Annotated in this window: 15 protein-coding genes; 9 read left to right on the forward strand and 6 right to left on the reverse strand. The window is 74.7% G+C overall.

The window, feature by feature from the left end; genetic code table 11:
- Positions 1 to 4 precede the first annotated feature (4 nt).
- Positions 5 to 1,507, reverse strand: coding sequence for an aldehyde dehydrogenase (NADP(+)) (locus MRBLMG1_RS35410; RefSeq protein WP_367828265.1), 1,503 nt, complete (start codon positions 1,505 to 1,507; stop codon positions 5 to 7).
- Positions 1,508 to 1,669: 162 nt separating this feature from the next.
- Here MRBLMG1_RS35410 and MRBLMG1_RS35415 point away from each other — a divergent pair, with 162 nt between their 5' ends.
- The gene (locus MRBLMG1_RS35415; protein ID WP_367828266.1) at positions 1,670 to 2,440 is read left to right on the forward strand and encodes an IclR family transcriptional regulator; all 771 of its coding nucleotides are present in this window, start codon (positions 1,670 to 1,672) and stop codon (positions 2,438 to 2,440) included.
- Here the strand turns inward: MRBLMG1_RS35415 and MRBLMG1_RS35420 are convergent, their stop codons facing one another.
- Entirely contained in the window at positions 2,441 to 2,938 is a 498-nt protein-coding gene (locus tag MRBLMG1_RS35420) for a cupin domain-containing protein (protein ID WP_367828267.1), read from the reverse strand.
- 211 nt (positions 2,939 to 3,149) lie between these two features.
- Here MRBLMG1_RS35420 and MRBLMG1_RS35425 point away from each other — a divergent pair, with 211 nt between their 5' ends.
- Genes MRBLMG1_RS35425 through MRBLMG1_RS35435 form a run of 3 tightly spaced genes read left to right on the forward strand, consistent with a single transcriptional unit; the run spans position 3,150 to position 6,036 of the window.
- Positions 3,150 to 4,145, forward strand: coding sequence for a hypothetical protein (locus MRBLMG1_RS35425; protein WP_367828268.1), 996 nt, complete (start codon positions 3,150 to 3,152; stop codon positions 4,143 to 4,145).
- On the forward strand, positions 4,142 to 5,380 hold the full coding sequence (locus MRBLMG1_RS35430; RefSeq protein WP_367828269.1) for a sensor histidine kinase: 1,239 nt from the start codon (positions 4,142 to 4,144) through the stop codon (positions 5,378 to 5,380). The genes MRBLMG1_RS35425 and MRBLMG1_RS35430 overlap by 4 nt, the downstream gene beginning before the upstream one ends.
- A gap of 38 nt (positions 5,381 to 5,418) precedes the next feature.
- Positions 5,419 to 6,036 (forward strand): response regulator, encoded by a 618-nt coding sequence (locus MRBLMG1_RS35435; RefSeq protein ID WP_414721718.1) that lies wholly within the window; start codon positions 5,419 to 5,421, stop codon positions 6,034 to 6,036.
- A 4-nt stretch (positions 6,037 to 6,040) separates the two neighbouring features.
- On the opposite strand, the gene MRBLMG1_RS35440 is transcribed toward MRBLMG1_RS35435, so the two are convergent.
- Positions 6,041 to 7,129 carry a hypothetical protein gene (locus MRBLMG1_RS35440; RefSeq protein WP_414721715.1) on the reverse strand — a complete coding sequence of 363 codons (1,089 nt, stop codon included), beginning with the start codon at positions 7,127 to 7,129 and terminating at the stop codon, positions 6,041 to 6,043.
- 206 nt (positions 7,130 to 7,335) lie between these two features.
- On the opposite strand from MRBLMG1_RS35440, the gene MRBLMG1_RS35445 reads away from it, so the two are divergent.
- Together MRBLMG1_RS35445 and MRBLMG1_RS35450 are read left to right on the forward strand one after the other, a co-directional pair.
- Entirely contained in the window at positions 7,336 to 8,784 is a 1,449-nt protein-coding gene (locus MRBLMG1_RS35445; protein ID WP_367828271.1) for a peptidoglycan D,D-transpeptidase FtsI family protein, read from the forward strand.
- Between the two features lie 156 nt (positions 8,785 to 8,940).
- Complete coding sequence (locus MRBLMG1_RS35450; RefSeq protein ID WP_367828397.1) at positions 8,941 to 9,321, forward strand: hypothetical protein; 381 nt, start codon at positions 8,941 to 8,943, stop codon at positions 9,319 to 9,321.
- Between the two features lie 16 nt (positions 9,322 to 9,337).
- Here MRBLMG1_RS35450 and MRBLMG1_RS35455 read toward each other — a convergent pair whose 3' ends face one another.
- A complete protein-coding gene (locus MRBLMG1_RS35455) occupies positions 9,338 to 10,768 on the reverse strand; it encodes an NCS2 family permease (protein ID WP_367828272.1) in 1,431 nt (476 codons plus the stop codon).
- 190 nt (positions 10,769 to 10,958) lie between these two features.
- On the opposite strand from MRBLMG1_RS35455, the gene MRBLMG1_RS35460 reads away from it, so the two are divergent.
- From MRBLMG1_RS35460 to MRBLMG1_RS35470, 3 genes are read left to right on the forward strand one after another with little or no spacing between them, the layout of a single operon-like run.
- Complete coding sequence (locus MRBLMG1_RS35460; RefSeq protein ID WP_367828273.1) at positions 10,959 to 12,239, forward strand: MFS transporter; 1,281 nt, start codon at positions 10,959 to 10,961, stop codon at positions 12,237 to 12,239.
- The gene (locus MRBLMG1_RS35465; RefSeq protein ID WP_367828274.1) at positions 12,169 to 14,235 is read left to right on the forward strand and encodes a SpoIIE family protein phosphatase; all 2,067 of its coding nucleotides are present in this window, start codon (positions 12,169 to 12,171) and stop codon (positions 14,233 to 14,235) included. The genes MRBLMG1_RS35460 and MRBLMG1_RS35465 overlap by 71 nt, the downstream gene beginning before the upstream one ends.
- Positions 14,232 to 17,036, forward strand: a complete 2,805-nt coding sequence (locus tag MRBLMG1_RS35470; protein WP_367828275.1) for a SpoIIE family protein phosphatase — start codon at positions 14,232 to 14,234, stop codon at positions 17,034 to 17,036. Before MRBLMG1_RS35465 ends, MRBLMG1_RS35470 begins: the two co-directional genes overlap by 4 nt.
- Before the next feature lie 169 nt (positions 17,037 to 17,205).
- Here the strand turns inward: MRBLMG1_RS35470 and MRBLMG1_RS35475 are convergent, their stop codons facing one another.
- Positions 17,206 to 18,669 (reverse strand): APC family permease, encoded by a 1,464-nt coding sequence (locus MRBLMG1_RS35475; protein ID WP_367828276.1) that lies wholly within the window; start codon positions 18,667 to 18,669, stop codon positions 17,206 to 17,208.
- Entirely contained in the window at positions 18,666 to 19,907 is a 1,242-nt protein-coding gene (locus MRBLMG1_RS35480) for an amidohydrolase (protein ID WP_367828277.1), read from the reverse strand. Before MRBLMG1_RS35480 ends, MRBLMG1_RS35475 begins: the two co-directional genes overlap by 4 nt.
- Positions 19,908 to 20,082: the final 175 nt, after the last annotated feature.

Genomic DNA, 20,082 nt, shown 5'->3' on the forward strand with positions numbered 1-20,082 from the left:
GGACTCAGCGCCTCGGCACGCCCAGCGGGTTGTCGTCGCGGAGTTCCGGCGGGAGGAGGTGGCCGGGGGTCGACTGGTAGGTGACCGGGCGCAGCCAGCGCTCGATGGCGGTCGCGCCGACGGAGGTGCTGGTGGAGGTGGTGGCCGGGTAGGGGCCGCCGTGGTGCTGGGCGGGCGCGACGGCGACGCCGGTGGGCCAGCCGTTGACGAGGACGCGGCCCGCCAGCGGGGTGAGTTCGGCGAGCAGCGGGGCGGCGTCGGGGTCCCCGGCGTCGTCCGTGGCGATGTGCAGGGTGGCGGTGAGGTTGCCCGGCAGCAGGCCGAGGACGGCGCTGACCTCCTCGCGGGAGGAGTAGCGGGCGACGACGGTGACGGGTCCGAAGCACTCCTCCAGGAGGAGGTGGTGGCCGTCTTCGGCGAGCCGGTCGGCGTCGACGTCGAGGACGCCGGCGCTGACGGTGTGCTCGCCGCCCGCGCCGGGCGTGACGGTGGTGCGCACCCCGCCGAGCGCGGCCCGTTCGGCGACGCCGGAGACGAAGGCGGCCCGCATCCGGTGGTCGAGCATCACGGCCGGTTCGGTCTCGCTGACCGCGGCGGTGAGCGCGGCGAGGAAGCGGTCGCCGTCGGCGCCGCGGGGGGCCAGGACGAAGCCGGGCTTGGTGCAGAACTGGCCCGCGCCCAGGGTCATGGAGCCGGCCAGGCCGCCGCCGATCTCCTCGGCCCGCTCCCCGGCGGCGGCCGGGGTGATCACGACCGGGTTGAGGGAGCCGAGTTCGCCGTGGAAGGGGATGGGGACGGGGCGGGCGACGGCCGCGTCGAAGAGGGCGCGGCCGCCCCGGATCGAACCGGTGAAGCCGGCCGCCGCGACGAGCGGGTGGCGGACGAGTTCGACGCCCGCGTCGAAGCCGTGGACGAGGACGAGGACGTCCTCGGGGAGGCCGGCCTTGGCGGCGGCCCGGCGCAGCAGGGTGGCGCAGAGTTCGGAGGTGGCCGGGTGGTCGGGGTGGGCCTTGACCACGACGGGGCAGCCGGCCGCGAGGGCGCTCGCGGTGTCGCCGCCGGGGACGGAGAAGGCGAGCGGGAAGTTGCTGGCGGCGTAGACGGCGACGACGCCGAGCGGGATCTTCCAGCGGCGCATGTCGGGCCGGGGCGGGGTGGCTCCGGGGTCGGGGAGGTCGATCCGCACGTCGAGGAAGGAGCCTTCCTCGACGACGTCGGCGAACGCCCTCAACTGGGCTGTGGTGCGGGCGAGTTCGCCGGTCAGGCGGACGGGCCCGAGGGCGGTCTCGGCGTCGGCGGCCTCGGCGATCTGGTCGCCCGCCCCGTCGAGGAGGTCGGCGGCGGTACGGAGGAAGGCGGCCCGCGCCGTGCGGTCGGCGAGCGCTTCGCGGGCGGCGTGCGTGGCCCGGACCGCCCGGTCGACCTCCTCCTTTGTGGCCTCCACCGCAACCTGCTCGCGCGGCTTCCCCGTCCGGGGGTCCACACTCCACACTGGTTCTGCCGCCACCGCCACGCCCCTGTTCGCTATTCTGAACACAGTTCCCGTAGATGAACACATCTGGGCGGGACTCTATTGACGGCCCGGGCGTCTCCACAAGGGCTCCGATCGGCCGGGACGGCCGGTGGGCGGCGGGGTGGGCGGCCGGACAACGGAAAAGGGGCGAGGGTCATGGCGACTGCCGACGCGGGTGGGGCACAGGTGAAGTCCGCCGTGCGGACCGTGGAGCTGCTCGAGTACTTCGCCGGGCGCCCCGGGATGCATTCGCTCGCCGCCGTCCAGGAGGCCGTCGGCTACCCCAAGTCCAGCCTGTACATGCTGCTGCGGACCCTGGTCGAGCTCGGCTGGGTGGAGACGGACTCCACCGGCACCCGGTACGGCATCGGGGTGCGGGCGCTGCTCGTGGGCACCTCGTACATCGACGGCGACGAGGTGGTGGCCGCCTCCCGGCCCACGCTGGACCGGCTCTCCGACGACACCACCGAGACCATCCACCTGGCACGGCTCGACGGCACCAACGTGGTCTACCTGGCGACCCGCCAGTCCCAGCACTACCTGCGGCCGTTCACCCGGGTCGGGCGCAGGCTGCCCGCGCACTCGACGTCGCTCGGCAAGGCGCTGCTCGCCACCCACAGCGACGAGCAGGTGCGCAAGCTGCTGCCGGAGACCCTGCCGGCGCTGACCGAGCACACGATCACCGACCGCGAGCGGCTCATCGAGGAACTGCACGCCATCCGCGAGCAGGGCTACGCGGTGGACCGCGAGGAGAACACCCTCGGCCTGCGCTGCTTCGGCGTCGCGATCCCGTACCGGACCCCGGCCCGGGACGCGATCAGCTGCTCGGTGCCGGTGGCGCGGCTCACCCCGGCCCACGAGCAGATGATCAAGGACGCCCTGTTCGACGCACGGGACCGGCTGGCGCTCGCGACCCGCCGCCTCTGATCACGCGCGGTCGGCGAGGGCCTGCTGCCAGACCGGGCTGTCGACGTAGTGGTTGTCGTACTGCTCCGAGGACGCCTTGATCTCCTCGAAGCTCGCCTCGCCGCGCATGACCCGGCCGAGGAGGCGCAGGTAGTCGAAGCGGGCCATGCCGGGCGTGAAGGCGAAGAGCACGTCGGCCTCGGCGCCGGGCGCCGCCGCGAAGGCGTGCGGGGTGTGCGGCGGGACGAGGAGGAAGTCGCCCTGCTCCAGGACGGTCAGCTCCTCGCCGACCAGGACCTGGAGCGAGCCGCCGAGCACGAAGAACATCTCGGAGGCCTTGGTGTGGAAGTGCGCCGGGGCCCCGACCGCGCCCTTCGCGAACGAGGAGCGGTAGCTGGTGAGCTGTCCGCCGGTGGTGTCGGAGTCGGCGAGCAGGGTCATCACACTGCTCGGGTCGGCGGTGGTCTCGGCGGTGGCGGCGCGGGTCAGGAGCGGGGCGAAGGTCGCGTTCTCGTTCATGATCACTACTCTAGAGCGCCATTGACCCACTGGCAGAGGTCAATTGATCATCGAAAAGGGCGGTCAATTCCCGTCGCCGGACACCCCGGAACGGGAGCTCGACGGCCCGCGGGGACGGGGCCCGGGGACGAGCGCCCCTCCCCCGTGCGGCGGAGGCGGTTCACCATGGGGCAGGAGGTGGGACCCCCGGCCCGCACGGGAGCGTGGAGCCATGACACGGACCGCTCACCTCCCCGCCCCCGCACCCGCCGCCGACCACCGCCCCGGCGCCCTCCGCCGTTCGCTGCGCGCCCTCGCGATCCTCGCCTGCCTCCCGTACATCGCGCTCAAGGTCGCCTGGGTGGCGGGCAGCGAGATCGGCATCCCGGCCGGGAGCGCGCTCCTGGAGCACCGGCAGATGATGGCCGTCGCCAACTCGGTCTCGGTGGTCGCCGACGTCCTCGTCGTCGTCCTCGCCCTGCTGCTCACCCAGGACTGGGGCCGGCGCGTCCCCGCCTGGCTGCTCGCCCTCCCCATGTGGGCGGCGACCGGACTGCTCACCCCGATCATGACCGGCTACCCGGTGCAGCTCGCGGTCGCCCTCGTCACCGGCGACGAGAAGGCCGCCGCGCCGAGCGAACCCTTCCTGGACGACTGGGTCTTCGGCGTCGTCTACGGCGGCTTCATCCTCCAGGGCCTCGCCCTGGGCACCCTCTTCGCCCTGTACGCCAGGGACCGCTGGGGCCACGTCTGGCGAGGCCGGCTCGGCGAGCTGCCCGCCCGCGCGTCCGGGTCCGGGGCGCGGGCCCTCGCCGCGGCCGGCGCGGTGGTCGCGCTGCTGCCCGCCTCCCTCCACCTGCTGTGGGCGACCGGCTCGACCACGGGCCTGTCCGCCCGGCGCGTCGCCGAACGCGACTCCGACTTCTACGTCTTGGAGGCCGAGCGGCTCGCCTTCCTCCTCGTCGTCGTCGCCTTCACCCTCTTCCTCGTGCTGCGCCGACCCGCCCGGCTCCGGGTCCGCACCACGCTGGCGGCGGCCTGGACGGCCTCGGGCGCCGCGGGTTGCTGGGGCGCCTACCTGTCGCTCGTCGCGCTGCTGCCGGACCCCGATCCGACCAAGCGCGTCCCCGAGCTCGTACAGCTGTCCTACGCTGGCGACATGATCACCGGGTTCCTTCTCGCCGCGTGCGTGGTGCTGTTCCTGCGGCGGCGGAGCGCCGCGGCGTGAGACCGGTCGCGGCCCTGTTCGGGCAGCGGGCCAGACTGCGCTGGCTCCATCTGATCCTGGGCGGCGCCCTGTTCATGCCCTTCTGGATGGTCGGCTCGCTCGTCGCGGCGCCGCTGCTCGGCGGCGGCGGCCTGTTCACCGGGGACCTCCGGGTGCAGTTCGGGGCGTACGCGGTGGGGCTGCCGCTCGCCGCCGTCACCGCCCTCTTCCCGCTGGCCCGGCCGATGTCGGTGGCGGCCGCGCGGGCGCTGTGCGGGGTGCCCGCCGACCGGTTCGCCGACGGCCCGGCGCAGGGCCGGGCGGCGAAGGCCAGGACGGCCGGCTGGTTCAGCCTGCACCTGGGCGCCGGCGCGCTGGTGAGCGGGGCGAGCCTGGCGCTGCCGCCGTTCGCGGCGGCGGTGATGGCGCTGCCGTTCTCACCGGCGCTCCGGGAGTCCGAACTCGGCCGGACCTGGGGGCTCGACCGGCCCGGGTGGGTGTGGGCGGGGCTCCCGGCCGGGCTGCTCATGCTGCTCGCGCTGGCCGCCGGGGCCGCCGCCACCGGGACCCTGCTCGCCCGGCAGGCGCCCCGGCTGCTCGGGCCGAGCCCGGCGGACCGGCTCGCGGCGGCCGAGCGCCGCGCGGCGGTGGCCGAGTCCCGCAACCGCCTCGCCCGGGAGCTGCACGACTCGGTCGGCCACGCGCTGAGCGCGGTCACCCTCCAGGCGGGCGCGGCCCGCCGGGTCCTGGACGGCGACCGGGCCGACCTGGAGTTCGTACGGGAGGCGCTGACCGCCATCGAGGAGACCACCCGGCGCACGGTCGGGGAGCTGGACTGGGTCCTGGGGGTCCTGCGGGACGACGGGGAGGCGGAGCGGCCCGGGCCGGGGCCCGGGCTCGACTCCCTGGAGGCCCTGGTGCGGGGCGCGGGACCGCGCGTGACCCTGACCGTCGCCGGGGACCTGGGCCCCGTACCGGAGGCGCTGTCCCGCGAGGCGTACCGGATCGTCCAGGAAGGGCTGACCAACGCGGCCCGGCACGCGGACGGCGAGCCCGTCGCCGTACGGCTCGACGCACGGACCGAGGAGTGGGAGATCACCATGGAGAACCCCTTGCCCGAGCGGCCCCCGGTCGCCCGCCCGCACGGCGGGCGCGGCCTGCGCGGGGTCGGCGAGCGGGCCCGGCTGCTCGGCGGCACCGCCGAGGCGGGCCCGGTGGACGGCGTCTGGCGCCTCGCGGTCAGGATCCCCCGGTGAGCGCCCCGATCAGGGTCGTGCTCGCCGACGACGAGCGGATGGTGCGGACCGCCCTGCGGGTGATCCTCGACGCGGAGCCCGATCTCCAGGTCGTCGGCGAGGCGGCCACCGGCGCCGAGGCGGTGTCGGTGGTGCGGGCCGAGGAGCCGGACGTCGTCCTGATGGACGTCCGCATGCCGGAGATCGACGGCATCCGGGCCACCGAGCAGATCCTCGCCGGAATGGCCCGGGCACCCCGGATCGTCGTGGTCACCACCTTCGAGAACGACTCCTACGTGTACGACGCGCTGCGCGTCGGCGCCGCCGGCTTCCTGCTGAAGCGGGCGGCGGCGGAGGAGCTGGTGAGCGCGGTCCGCCTGGTCGCCCGCAGCGACTCGCTGCTCTATCCGGCCGCCGTCCGCGGCCTGGCCGCCGAACACGCCCGCCGCCGTCCGCCGGCCGCCCCGCCCTGGGTCGCCCGCCTCACCGAGCGGGAGGCCGGGGTCCTGCGGCTGGTGGCGACCGGCCTCACGAACGCCGAGATCGCCGAGCGCATCGGCGTCGGCCCCGCCACCGTGAAGACGCACGTCGCGGGGGTCCTGGCGAAACTCGGCGCCCGCGACCGCACCCAGGCGGTGATCCTGGCGTACGAGTCGGGGTTCGTGCGGACGGGGTGAGGGGTCAGGACCTCGTGGCGTGCCGGCAGCCGTCGTGGGCGTCGGCCATCGGCCGCGTGCGGTCGTAGGGGTCGACCGTCCGGTCGTTCCCGGCGGTGTCCGTTCCGCCGCCGCCGAACACCGGCCGGAGATAGCCGGTGGGATCGCCGCAACCGCCGTTGGTCGTCTCGGCCCGGTGGGAGAGCAGGGTGAGGGTCCCCTTCTCGGTCTTCACCTTCGCCGGGTCGTCCCAGCTCACCACGGTCGCCCGCCGCACGATCACGCGCACGACCTCGTCGCCGCCGCCCGCCGGGGCGGTCGGGTAGACGTAGGTGACGTCGGCCGTCACCTCCAGGGCTCCGCGCCGGCCCTCCCGATAGGTGAGGCGCCCCCGGGTCCTGACCGCGTCGCCGACGAGGCGGGCCCGCGCCGGGTCGAAGCGGCTGAAGAGCAGCAGCGGGTCGTGGTCCGGGCCCGGTGTGCGCAGCGCGGTCGACACGTAGGACCTCACGTCCGTCTGGTGCGGGTTGATCAGGGCGATCGCCTTGTCCGGGTGTCCGCCCCGCAGCACCGCCGGGTCCAGGCTGGCGGCGGCGAGGAAGTCGCGGGTCCGCGTGAGCGCCCGTGCGACCTCCTCCTTCGTCATCCACCCGGTCGCCCGGGCGGCGGGCACGCTGATGCCGGCCGTGCCGTCCGCCCAGCGGGCCGCGGGAGACCCCCGGAACGGTTCGGCGAGCGTGGCCCGCCCGCCCGCCTCCGCGGGAGGCGCCTGCTCCGGCCGCTCCGTCTCCTGAGCCAGGGGCCGCGCGGCCGCGCCGTCGTCACCGGACGACCATCCGACGAACCCTCCCGGGTCCACGGCCACGACGAGGAGGGCGAGCGAGGCCACGAGCCCCGCCACGTACCAGCCCTTCCTCCGTCGGGGGCGCACGGTCGGGTGTGCGCGCCACGCCGGCGGCGCCTCGGGCCGCGCGCTGAGCCGGGCCGCCACCTCGCGGGCCCGCGCCGACGGCTCCTTCGGGGCGTCCGCCGTACCGTCGGCCGCGGTCCGCAGGAACTGCTCCCACACCTCGTCCGGCACGTCCGGACCGCCGTGCTCCCCGCCCTTGCCCACGACCGACTCCCCACCCCGCGCGTCTCGTGCCCCTCCCCAGGGCCTCCGCATGATCACACACCGGCGCCGGGGCCGTTCCACCCGGCTCGGTGGCGGCTCCGCGGCGGCGGGCTCGGGGCCGGCCGCCGACCCCGACATGAAGGTTCGCTGAGAAACGGGGCACATCCGGAACGTCCGTCACCGGTTCGTTCGTCCCCACAGGTGCGATGAACAAGACGATCAGGCACACGTCGGTCTTCGTGCTGATCCTGGTGCTGGCCCTGCTGGGCCGGGCCACCTGGGTGCAGGCGTACGAAGGCAAGGCGCTCGCGGACGACTCGAAGAACCGGCGGAAGACCATCGCGCAGTACGCGCAGCCGCTCGGCAACATCGTCGTGGCCGGCTCGCCGGTCACCGGCTCGAAGAAGACGAAGGGAGAGGACCTCGCCTACCAGCGCACCTACACGGACGGCGAGCTGTACGCGGCGGTCACGGGCTACAGCTCGCAGGCGTACGGCGCCACCCAGCTCGAGGGCATCTACTCCGGCGTCCTCGACGGCACCGACGACCGGCTGAAGAACCCGCTGGACGCCGTCACCCGCAAGCAGCAGGCGCCGGGCACGGTCGTCACCACGATCGACCCGGACGTGCAGAAGGCCGCCTACCGGGCGCTGGGGAGCAAGAAGGGCGCGGCCGTCGCCGTCGACCCGGTGACCGGCCGGATCCTCGCCATGGCGTCCACCCCGTCCTACGACCCGTCGAAGATCGCCGGGACGACGGACGGGGACGCCTGGAAGGCGCTGACCGCCGACGAGGACAAGCCGATGGTCAACCGGGCCCTGCGGCAGCCGCTGCCGCCCGGGTCGACGTTCAAGCTGGTCGTCGCGGCGGCGGCCCTCGAGGACGGGCTCTACGGCTCGGTGGACACGGCGACGGAGAGCCCCGACCCGTACACGCTGCCGGGCACCCGGAGGGTGCTGAACAACGAGAACGCCTCCGCGCCCTGCGAGAACGCGACGATCCGCACCGCGCTCCGCTACTCCTGCAACAACGTCTTCGCCAAGATGGCGGCCGACCTGGGGCAGGACAAGGTGAAGGCGATGGCGGAGAAGTTCGGCTTCAACGACGACGCGCTCGACGTACCGGTCCGCGCCTACGCCAGCTTGTACCCCTCCGGCATGGACGCGGCCCAGACGGCGCTGACCGGCATCGGGCAGTTCGACGTCACGGCCACCCCGCTCCAGATGGCCATGGTGTCGGCCGCCATCGCCAACGACGGTCTCCTCGCGGCCCCGCACATGGTGTCGGAGGTCGTCGACTCCGACGGCGACGCGCTGACCTCGTACAAGGACGGGGACACCCGGCGGATCGTCTCGTCCTCGACGGCCGAGCAGCTGCGCAGCGCGATGGTGACCGTGGTCGAGAAGGGCACGGGCAGCAACGCGGCCGTGGCCGGGGCCGAGGTCGGCGGCAAGACCGGCACGGCGCAGCACGGCGAGAACAACAGCAAGACGCCGTACGCCTGGTTCACCTCCTACGCCAAGGACCCGTCCACCGGGAAGCAGGTCGCCGTCGCGGTGATGATCGAGGACTCGGGCGCCGCCCGCTCCGAGGTCAGCGGCAACGGCCTGGCGGCTCCGGTGGCGCGGAAGATGATGGCGGCGGCGCTGAAGTGACGGGGGACGGGGGCCGATTGGCCGCCGGACGCCGTCACACGATATGCAGGGGCACACCCCGCGATCCGAGTGCGCATTCGCATCGCGGGACGTGCCCCTGCTCCCGTCCCACGGAGGACCGCCGTGCGCCTGCCCCGTTCCCTGTCCGGCTGGACCATGGCGGTCTTCGGCGTGCTCGCCGCCGCGCTCGGGGTGGTGGGCCTGGTCGCCCCGGACGCCCTGCTCACCGTCATGGGCTTCGAGCCGGTGCCCGAGGGCGGACGCGCGAACGGGGACCACACCCTGGTCTTCCTGACGGCCTCCTCCATGGCGGCGCTCAACATGGGCGTGTACTACGTGCTGGCCGCCCTCGCCGACTGGAAGCCCTTCTTCCGGTGGACGGTCCCCTTCCGTCTCCTCACGTGCGCGGTCTTCACCCTCGCGGTCGTCTCCGGCCGCGCCCCCTCCGGCTTCCTCGGCGTGGGCCTGTGGGAGGGGCTCGGCGCGGTGGTGACGGGAGCCGCGCTGCGGTACGACCGGCGGGTCGGCGACCGGTGACCCGCGTCGTCCGCGGCTACTTCACGCCGAGGAGCCACTCGATCGGCTCGATGGCGAAGTAGACGGCGAACAGCGCGGCCGTCCCCCACAGCAGCCAGTGCACCTCGCGCGCCTTGCCGAGCACGGCCTTGATCACCACGTAGGCGAGGAAGCCCGCGCCGATGCCGTTGGTGATGGAGTACGTGAACGGCATGACGACGATCGTCAGGAAGGCCGGGATCGCGACCTCCTGGTCCGACCAGTCGATGTACCTGACCTGCGTCATCAGCAGGAAGCCGACCACGACCAGGGCCGGAGCGGCCGCCTGGGCGGGGACGACGGTGGCGAGCGGGGTGAGGAAGAGGGCGAGGGCGAACAGGCCCCCGGTGACCACGGAGGCGAAACCGGTGCGGGCGCCCTCGCCGACGCCCGCGGCGGACTCGATGTACGAGGTGTTCGAGGAGGCGGAGGCGGCGCCGCCCGCGACGGCCGCGGCGCCGTCGATGAGGAGGATCCGGCCGAGGTTCGGGACCTTGCCGTCCTCGTCGAGCAGTCCGGCCTCGCTGGAGACGCCGACGACCGTGCCCATGGTGTCGAAGAAGTCGCTGAGCAGCAGCGTGAAGACGAGCAGGACGAGGGTGACCACCCCGATCTGCCCGAAGGCGCCGAAGAGGCTGAAGGCGCCGACCAGGCCGAAGTCGGGGGCGGCGACCAGGTCGTCGGGGACGGCGGGGACCGTCAGGCCCCACTCCCGCGCGGGGACGTCGGCCAGTTCGTTCACCACCACGGCGACGACGGTCGTGACGACGATGGAGAGGAGGATCGCGCCCTTCACCTTGCGGGCCATGAGGGCGACGGTCAGCAGCAGGCCCAGGCAGAAGACGAGGACGGGCCAGCCGGAGAGGTGGCCGCTCGCGCCGAGCTGCACGGGGACGGATCCGGTCTCGCCCGGGATGCGGGTGACGAAGCCGGCGTCGACGAAGCCGATGAAGGCGATGAAGAGGCCGATGCCGACGCTGATGGCCTGCTTGAGCGGCTGCGGGATGGCGTGCATGACGGCCTCGCGCAGCCCGGTGACGACGAGGGCGCAGATCAGCAGGCCTTCGATGACGACGAGCCCCATCGCGTCGGGCCAGCTCATCAGGGGCGCGAGCTGGAAGGCGACGACGGCGTTGAGGCCGAGTCCGGCGGCGATGGCGAGCGGGAGGTTGCCGCCGACGCCCATGATCACCGTCATGACGGCCGCCACCAGGGCGGTGACGGTGACGAGTTGGGCCGGGTCGAGGTGGTGGCCGTACTTGTCCTGGGCGCTGCCGAGGATGATCGGGTTGAGGACCAGGATGTACGCCATCGTGAAGAACGTGGCGAAGCCGCCGCGTATCTCACGGCCGAGCGTCGACCCCCGCTCACTGATGCGGAAGTACCGGTCGGCGGAGGCGCTCGGGACGCCGGTTCTGAGCTCTGACATGACTCTCCTCGGGGACGGCTGGCTGGATTGTGCCCACCGGGCGGCCCGTTCAGGTGTCGTCCGCGTTACGGAGTCCTCCAGAGCCGTCTCCAGAGCCGTTTCCAGGGCCGTTCTCCAAGGCTGTTCTGCAGGGCTGTTCTAGGGCAGTCGACCGATCCGCGGGGGCCTCCTCAGAGGTCAGGCTGCGGGCATGCGTTGGTATCTGACAGGTGTGGTCGTGTCCGGATTCGGGACGACGGCGATGTGGCTGGTCTCCGGGATCTGGGTGAAGTCCCTGACGGGCTCGGACAGTCTGGCGGCACTGACCGCCTTCGCCCTCTGGGCGCCGGTGCTCCTCGGGCCGCTGCTCGGCACGCTCGCGGACCGGGTGCGGCGCAGGCCCCTCCTGGTCGTCCTGAACGCGGCGATGGCGGTCCTGCTGCCGCTGCTCCTGTGGGTGGAGTCGGCGGACCGGGTGTGGCTGCTGTTCGCGGTGCTCGTCCTCTACGGGGCGCAGGGCGCGGTGCACGAGGCGGCGGAGCAGGCGCTGGTGGCGACGGTGCTCGACGAGGGTCGGCTCGGCACGTTCAACGGGCTGCGGATGACCGCGAACGAGTCGATGAAGCTGATCGCGCCGCTGGTGGCGGCGGGGCTCTTCGCCCGGTACGGGGGCGGCCCCGTCGCCCTCCTCGACGCGGCGAGCTTCGCGGTCGCGGCGGGGGTGTTCGCGCTGATGCCGGTGCGCGAGCCCCGGCCCGAGCGTCCCGCCGCCCGCCACTGGTGGCGCGAGACGGCCGAGGGCGTCCGGCTGCTGCGGGCGTCGCCGGTGCTGCGGCCGCTGGTGGCGACGGGCGCGGTCACGATGCTGCTCGCCGGGGTGAACGGGGCCGCGATCTACGCCGTGGTCGACCGGGGCCTCGGGCACGCGCCCGCGTACGCCGGTGTGCTGTACGCGGTCCAGGGCGCGGGGTCGGTCCTCGCGGGCCTGGTCACCGGCCCGCTGCTCCGCCGGGTCCCGGAGCGGACGCTCGCCGCCGCCGGCCTGGCGCTGTTCGCGCTGGCGGTGGGAGTGCGGGCACTGCCGTACGCGGCGACCGCCCTGGCGGCGAGCGCGGTGATCGGCGTCGGGCTTCCGTGGGTGCTCGTCGCCGTGGTGACGGCCGTGCAGCGGGAGGCCCCCGCGGACGCCGTGGGGCGGGTCGCCGCGACCGCGCACACCCTCGTCCTCGCCCCCAACGCGGTGGCCCTGGCGCTCGGCGCCGGCCTGGTCGCGGTCGTCGACGTCCGGGTCCTGCTGCCGCTGCTCGCGCTGACGGGCCTGGGATGGGCCGCGGGCCTCGCCGCGCGGGCTCGGCGCGCGGCCGGACCGGGGGACGGGGAGCATGGAGGGAGGCGTGCGGGCCCGGCGGGAGGAGGGCAGGGTGACGGCCGGTTCGTTCCCGGGGACGACGGGGCCGGTCGGCGTGCCCCTGGACGGCAAGGGACTCCTTGACGTCCTGGGGGTGGCGGCCGTCGTGGTGGACGCGCGGGGCCGGATCGTGCTGTGGAGCCCCCAGGCGGAGGACCTCTTCGGTTTCCGGGCGGACGAGGCGCTCGGCCGGTACGTGGCCCGGCTGATCGTCGGCCCCGAGCACCGTGAGGAAGCGATGCGCCTCTTCGGCGAGGTGCTGCGCGGCGGCACGACCTGGTCGGGCACCTTCCCCGTACGGCACAAGGACGGAACCGACCGGCAGGTGGAGTTCCGGAACATGCGGCTCACCGACGACCGGGGATCGCTCTACGCGCTCGGGATCGCCGCCGACCGCTCCGCCGTCGAGCGGGTCGAGACCGAGCTCGCCCTCTCCGACCGGCTCGTCACCCAGTCGCCGATCGGCCTCGCCCTGCTCGACACCGAGCTGCGGTACATCCTGGTCAACCCGGCCCTCGAACGGATCAACGGCATCCCGGCCGCGCTGCACGTGGGGCGGCGGATCGGCGACATGCTGCCGATGCTCGACACCGGAGGGCTCGAGGCGGCGCTGCGCACCGTGCTCGCCACCGGCGAGCCGGTGCTCGACCACGCCACCACGGGCAGGACCCCCGCCGACCCGGACCTCGACCACGCCTGGTCGGTGTCGCTCTCCCGCCTGGAGGGGACCGAGGGCCGGGTCCTGGGGGTCGCGGTGTCGGTGATCGACGTGACCGAGCGGCACCGGGCGGACGCGGCGGCGGACCGGTCCCGGCGGCGGCTCGCGCTCATCGCGGACGCCTCGGCCCGGGTGGGCACCACCCTGGAGGTGGAGCGGACCGCCGACGAGCTGGCCGAGGTGGTGGTGCCGGAGCTGGCGGACATCGCCGCCGTCGACGTCCTCGACTCGGTCCTCGCGCTGCGCAGGCCGGGCGCGCCCGAGGAGGGGCCCGAGCTGTTCCGCGCGCTCGCGGTGAAGGCCGCGGGCCGGACGGAGGCGCTGCCGGCCGCCGACCCGCCCGGGGCGGTCGCCATGTACGGGGCGGACCGGCTGGTCACCCGGTGCGTGCACACCGGGCTGCCGGTCCTGGTGGAGCACGTCGGCCCGGGGGACCTGTCCCGGATCGCCCGCAGCCCGCAGGCGGCGGAGCTGCTCGCGCGGGCCGGGGTGCACTCGTACCTGGCGGTCCCGCTGATCGCGCGCGGCGAGGTGCTCGGGGCGCTCGACCTGAAGCGGGACCGGAACGCGCTGCCCTTCGACGGCGACGACGTGCTGCTCGCGACGGAGCTGGCGGCGCGGGCCGCGGTGAGCATCGACAACGCGCGCTGGTACCAGAGCGTGCGGAACTCGGCGGTGACGCTCCAGCGCAGTCTGCTGCCGGGCGCGCCGCCGGACCTGCCGGGGCTGGAGATCGCGGCCCGGTACCAGCCGGCGCAGGCGTCCAGCGAGGTCGGCGGCGACTGGTACGACGTGATCCAGCTGCCGGACGACAAGACGGCGCTCGTCGTCGGGGACGTGATGGGCAGCGGGATCGACGCGGCGGCGACGATGGGCCGGCTGCGCACCGCCACCTGCGCCTTCGCCGACCTCGACCTGTCCCCCGCGCAGGTGCTGCGGCATCTGGACCGGATCACGGCGGGCCTCGAGCACTACATCGCGACCTGCCTGTTCGCCGTCCACGACCCGGTCCGCGACCGGTGCCGGATCGCGAACGCGGGCCATCTGCCGCCCGTCCGGGTCCCGGCGGACGGGCCGGCCGAGCTGGTGCGGCTGTCGACCGGAGTGCCGCTGGGGGTCGGCGGCGGCGCGTTCCACACGGCGAGGGTGCCGTTCCGGCCCGGGGACCGGCTGGTGCTGTACACGGACGGTCTGATCGAGACCCGCGACGAGGGGATCGACGAGCGGCTCGCGCTGCTGGTGGACCTGCTCGACAAGGCGCGCGGGCCCCTGGAGGAGACCTGCGACCTGCTGCTGCAGGCGCTGCGCCGGCCGGGTGCGCCGGATGACGTGGCGCTCCTCATCGCGCGGAGCACGGGATGAAGGCCCGGAACGGCTCCGGTGCGGGCCGGCGGAGGAACCGGGGGCGGGGCGGGGCACCCGGACGGGCGCCGGGCGAGCGGACGACGGGGCTGCGGAGCCTCGCCGGGCAGGTGTTCGCCCTGGAGGCGCTGATCGCGCTCCTGGTGATCGCGGCGGCGGTGTTCGTGACGTTCCACCAGGCCCAACAGGACACCGAGCGGGACGCCCGGATCCGCTCGCTCGCCGTCGCGGAGGCCTTCGCGCACGCCCCGGGCATCGACGCGGCGCTGACCTCGCCCGACCCGACGGCGGCGCTCCAGAACCGGGCGGAGGCGACCCGGCGGGCCACGGGCGTCGACTTCATCGCGGTCCTGAGCCCGTCCGGGGTGCGGTACACCGACTCGCAGCCGGAGCTGATCGGCCGGAAGGCGACCGGGGACCTGACGCGGGCCGCGGTGGACGGCAAGTCGTTCACCGAGCTGTTCCGGGGCGCGCCGAACGACGCGGTGCGGGCCGTGGTCCCGGTGGTGGACGAGCAGGGCCGGGTCGTCGGCATGGTCAGCAGCGGCATCGAGGTGGAGAGCATCACGCACGCGGTGCAGGGGCGGCTGCCGCTGCTGGTGGCCGCGGCGGGCGGCGCGCTCGCGCTGGCGGTGGGCGGGGCGGCGCTGGTGAGCCGGCGGCTGCGGCGGCAGACGCACGGTCTCGGGCCGGCGGAGATGACCCGGATGAAGGAGCACCACGAGGCGGTGCTGCACGCGGTCCGCGAAGGGGTGCTGATCGTGGGCGCGGACCGCCGGCTCCTGCTCGCCAACGACGAGGCCCGCCGGCTGCTGGGGCTCGGTCCGGACGCGGAGCGGCGGCACGTCTCGGAGCTCGGTCTCGATCCCCGTACGGTCGAGCTCCTGGAGTCGGGCCGGTCGGCGACGGACGAGGTGCACCGGGCGGGCGACCGGCTGCTCGCGGTGAGCGTGCGGCCGACCGTCGCGAGCGGCGCGGAGTCCGGGTGTGTGATGACGATGCGGGACACCACCGAGCTGGCCGCGCTGACGGGCCGGGCGGCGGTGGCGCGCGGCCGGCTCCAGCTGCTGTACGAGGCGGGGGTGCGGATCGGGACGACCCTGGAGGTCGTACGGACGGCGGAGGAGCTGGCGGAGGTGGCGGTGCCGCGGTTCGCGGACTTCGCCACGGTGGAGCTCCTGGAGCCGGTGCTGCGCGGGGAGGAGCCGCCGGAGGCCGGGGCGGCGACCACGGAGCTGCGGCGGACGGCGATGAGCGGGCTGCGGCCCGACCAGCCGCTCCAGGCGGTCGGTGACACGATCCGCTTCGACGTGCCGAGCACGCCGATGGCGAAGGCCCTGAACGCGGGGCACGCGGTGGTGCAGGCGGAGCTGGCGTCGGCGGAGGGCTGGCGGGCGCAGGACCCGGAGGGGGCGGCGCGGGCGCTGGCGTACGGGATGCACTCGCTGCTCACGGTGCCGCTGCTGGCGCGCGGGGTGGTCCTCGGGATGGCGAACTTCTGGCGGGCGGACACCCCGGAGCCGTTCGGGGAGGAGGACCTGTCGTTCGCCGAGGAGCTGGCGGCGCGGGCGGCGGTGGCGATCGACAACGCGCGCCGGTTCACCCGGGAGCACGCGATGGCGGTGACGCTCCAGCGGAGCCTGCTGCCGCGCGGGCTGCCGGAGCTGAGCGCGGTGGACGTGGCGTACCGCTATCTTCCGGCGAAGGCGGGGGTGGGCGGCGACTGGTTCGACGTGATCCCGCTGCCGGGGGCGCGGGTGGCGCTCGTGGTGGGGGACGTGGTGGGGCACGGGCTGCACGCGGCGGCGACGATGGGGCGGCTGCGGACGGCGGTGCACAACTTCTCGACCCTGGACGTGCCGCCGGACGAGATCCTCGGCCATCTCGACGAGCTGACGGGCCGGATCGACGACCGCGAGCCGGAGGAGACGGACGCGGAGGGGCGGCGGCGCGAGGAGGGCATCACCGGCGCGACGTGTCTGTACGCGATCTACGATCCGGCGTCGGGGCTGTGCACGGTGGCGAGCGCCGGGCATCCGGGGCCCGCGCTGGTGGGTCCGGACGGTCGGGTCGAGTTCCCCGAGCTGTCGCCGGGGCTGCCGCTGGGGCTCGGGCTCGGCGACGTGCCGTTCGAGGCGACGCAGCTCCGGCTGCCGGAGGGGAGCAAGCTGGTCCTGTTCACGGACGGGCTCCTGGAGGACCGGGGCCGGGACCTGGACGCGGGGATCGGGCTGCTGCGGTCCACGCTCGCCCGCCCGGACCGGAGTCCGGAGCAGATTTGCGCGGACGTCCTCGCGACGCTCCTGTCGCCGACGCCGCGCGACGACATCGCGCTCCTCGTGGCGCGGACCCGGCTGCTGGACCGGGAGCGGATCGCGGAGTGGGAGGTGCCGCGGGACCCGTCGGCCGTGTCGCCGGTGCGGAACGCGGCGGCGGCGAAGCTGGCGGAGTGGGGGCTCGACGGGCTGGCCTTCTCCGCGGAGCTGGTGCTCAGCGAGCTGATCACGAACGCGGTGCGGTACGGGGCGGATCCGGTGCGGGTCCGGCTGCTCCACGACCGGTCCCTGATCTGCGAGGTGTCGGACGGCAGCAGTACGTCCCCGCACCTGCGGCACGCGGCGACGACGGACGAGGGCGGGCGCGGGCTGTACCTGGTCGCCCAGTACGCGGAGCGGTGGGGCACCCGGTACGCCCGGCGGGGCAAGACGATCTGGGCCGAGCTACGGGTGGGCACGGGCGACGCGGAACCGGAGGCGACGGCGGTGCCGGATCTGGACGCACTGGAGGACCTGGCCTGGTGAGGGGCCGTGCGGCGGACCCCTCGGAATGTCGTGGTATACCAAATACGGGCGTCGCTGCCGCACGCATCCGAGGAGACCCCGGATGGCGTGACGTACGGGCGGGGGCCTGGGACGGCCGTCCGGCGTGCGTGATGTGCGGGGCGGGGCCGGGCCCCGCCCCCGTACGCCCTCAGTCGCGTTCGCGTTCCACGTCCACCGTCGTCAGCGAGGCGTACCGCTCCGGGTCCGTGCGCCGGATGCGGAGGGCGACGAGGAGACCGGCGGCGAGCACCAGGGGCAGCGGCACCAGCAGGGCGGTGTTCACGGCGCCGGTGCGGCCGGTGAGGAGGTCGAAGTGGAGCACGGCGAGGACCGTGAGGACCACGAGGCCCGCGCAGGAGACGAGCGGCGCCCAGACCACCCGGGCGGCCGAGAGCCCCATCCGGTCGCGGCGGAAGTAGGACCAGACGGCGAGGGCGGCGAGGGCCTGCATGGCCATGATGCCGAGGACGCCGACGCTGTTGGTCCAGAGGAAGACCTCGCCGTACGGGTCGGCGGCGAGCAGCGCGCCGGCGGCGACGACCGCCGCGTTGAAGGCGGTCTGCGCGACGACGGCGCCGCCCGGCGAGCCGTGCCTCCCGGAGACCCGGCCCAGGCGGCGGGGCAGCAGGCCCTCGCGGCCGAGGGCGTAGAGGTAGCGGGCGGCGGCGTTGTGGAAGGCGAGGGCGGCGGCGAAGGCGCTGACCACGATGAGCCCGTGCATGGCGTCCGCGAGCCAGGGACCGGCGTACAGCTCGGCGGCCCTGAAGGTCAGTTCGGGTCCGTCGGCGGCGCGGGCCAGCTCCACGGCGCGGTCCGTTCCGAAGGCGCCCATGATCAGCCAGCAGCCGGCCGCGTAGAAGACGGCGAGGAAGCCGATGGCGATGAAGGTGGCCCGGGGCACGGTCCGGCGCGGCTCGCGCACCTCCTCGGCGAAGATCGCGGTGGCCTCGAAGCCGGTGAAGGCTCCGATGACCAGGACGAACATGCCCGCGACGCCGCCGGCGGCGAGCGTGGCGGGGGCGAAGGAGGCGGTGTCGAGGGCGGCCGTGCCGCGCTCGCCGAGGATGCCGGCGTCCATGACGACGAGCGACAGCACCTCCAGGACCAGGGCGACGCCCAGGACCTTGGCGCTGAGCGTGACCTTCAGCCAGCCGAGGACGCCGACGCCGAGGACGCAGAGCCCGGAGAGCAGCCACCACGGCACGTCGGCGCCGGTGGCGTCCCGGATCGAACCGGCGGCGAAGTAGCCGAAGGCGGCGGCGACTCCGGGGGTGACGAGGTTGTACGAGACGACGGCGACGTAGGCGGTGCCGACGCCGAGGGTGTGGCCGAGGCCGCGGGCGACGTACGCGTAGAACGCCCCGGCGTTGCGGACGTGCAGGCTCATCGCGGTGAAGCCGGCCGCGAAGAGGGCGAGCAGGGCGCCGGAGACGAGGTAGGCGAGCGGGGCTCCGGGGCCGCCGATGCCGATGGCGAAGGGGGCGACACCGGCGAGGACGGTGAGCGGCGCGGCGGCGGCCACGACGAAGAAGACGAGGTCGAAGGTGCCGATCCGGCCGGCTGCGAGCTTCTCCGTCGCCGGGGTCGTGCGGGCGGTGGTGTCGGCGCTCATCTCGCTCCTCCGGCGGACGGGACGATCTCGGGGTACGTGTCGTCGGCGAAGGGCCCGACGATCCGGCCGGCGTGCAGCACGAGCAGCCGGCGGGGGTGGGCGGCGACGGCTTCGGGGACGGAGCCGGCGGCGACCGCGACGAGGTCGGCGCGGGCGCCGGGGGTGATCCCGTAGTCGTCGAGGCCGAGCGCGGCGGCGGCCTCGCCGGTGACGAGGGAGGCGGCGGTGCGCAGTTCGGGGTCGGTCATGAGTCCGGCCCTGAGGCCGATGATCGTGGCGCGTTCGAGCATGTCGGCGGTGCCGTAGGGCCACCAGGTGTCGCGGATGTTGTCGGAGCCGGCGAAGACCCGGACGCCGTGCTCGCGCAGTCGGAGGACGGGCGGCACGGGGCCGCTGGGCCCGTTGGTCATGACGGCGACGCCGGCGGCGGCCAGGGCGGCGCAGGTGCGGTCGAGTTCGGTGTCGTCGACGGCGCCGAGCGCGTAGGCGTGGCTGACGGCGACCTGGCCGCCGAGGCCGAGGGCGGCGGTGCGGGCGGCGATGTCCCGCAGCTGGGCGGTGCCGGTCACGCCACCGTCGTGGAGGTGCAGGTCGATGCCCTTGCCGTGGCGCTCGGCGAGGCCGAAAACGGTGTCGAGCTGGCCGGCGGCGTCGCCGTCGAAGCCCACCGGGTCGAGCCCGCCGACGAGGTCGGCGCCGTCGGCGAGGGCCGCGTCGAGGAGGTCGGCGACGCCCGGGGCGGTGACGACGCCGCTCTGCGGGAAGGCCACCAGCTGGATGCCGAGCCGGTCGCGGAACTCCTCGCGGACGCGGAGGAGGGCGTGCAGGTGGTCGAGGCCGGTGTCCGGGTCCACGTCGACGTGCGAGCGGACGTGCCCGGTGCCGAGGGAGACCATCCGGCGGGCGAGGGAGGCGGCCCGCTCGGCGACGGACACCTCGGCGGTGCGGCGGGAGGCGCGCTCGGCGGCGATCTGCTCCCGCAGGGTGGCGGTGGCGTGGTGCGGGCGCCAGGGCGCGCCGAGGAGGGTCTTGTCGAGGTGGGCGTGACCGTCGACGAGCGCGGGCAGCAGGAGCGCGCCGCCGAGGTGGAGGGCGCCGGGCGGGGTGGGGCGGCCGGGGACGTGGTCCTCGACGGTGTGCACGCGGCCGTCGCGGAGGTGGACGTCGGCGACGCGCCCGTCGGGGAGGCCCGCGCCGAGGAGGACAGGGGGCGGAGGCGGGGCGGTGGCCTCGCTCATGGTGGCTCCTTCGAGAGGTTCGTACGGGTCGGGGGCGAGGCGGGTTCGCCCTGGTGACCGCGGTGCGGCGTCAACGTATCTGGTATACCGAATACCAGGCAATGGCTTACGGCCCTGTTGTTCACCGGCCGCCCGAACCGGTCTGCGAAGATCGGAGGACCACCGCCGCGCACCT

Origin of the sequence: Streptomyces sp. LMG1-1-1.1 (assembly GCF_040815545.1) — a bacterium.
Lineage (GTDB): Bacteria > Actinomycetota > Actinomycetes > Streptomycetales > Streptomycetaceae > Streptomyces.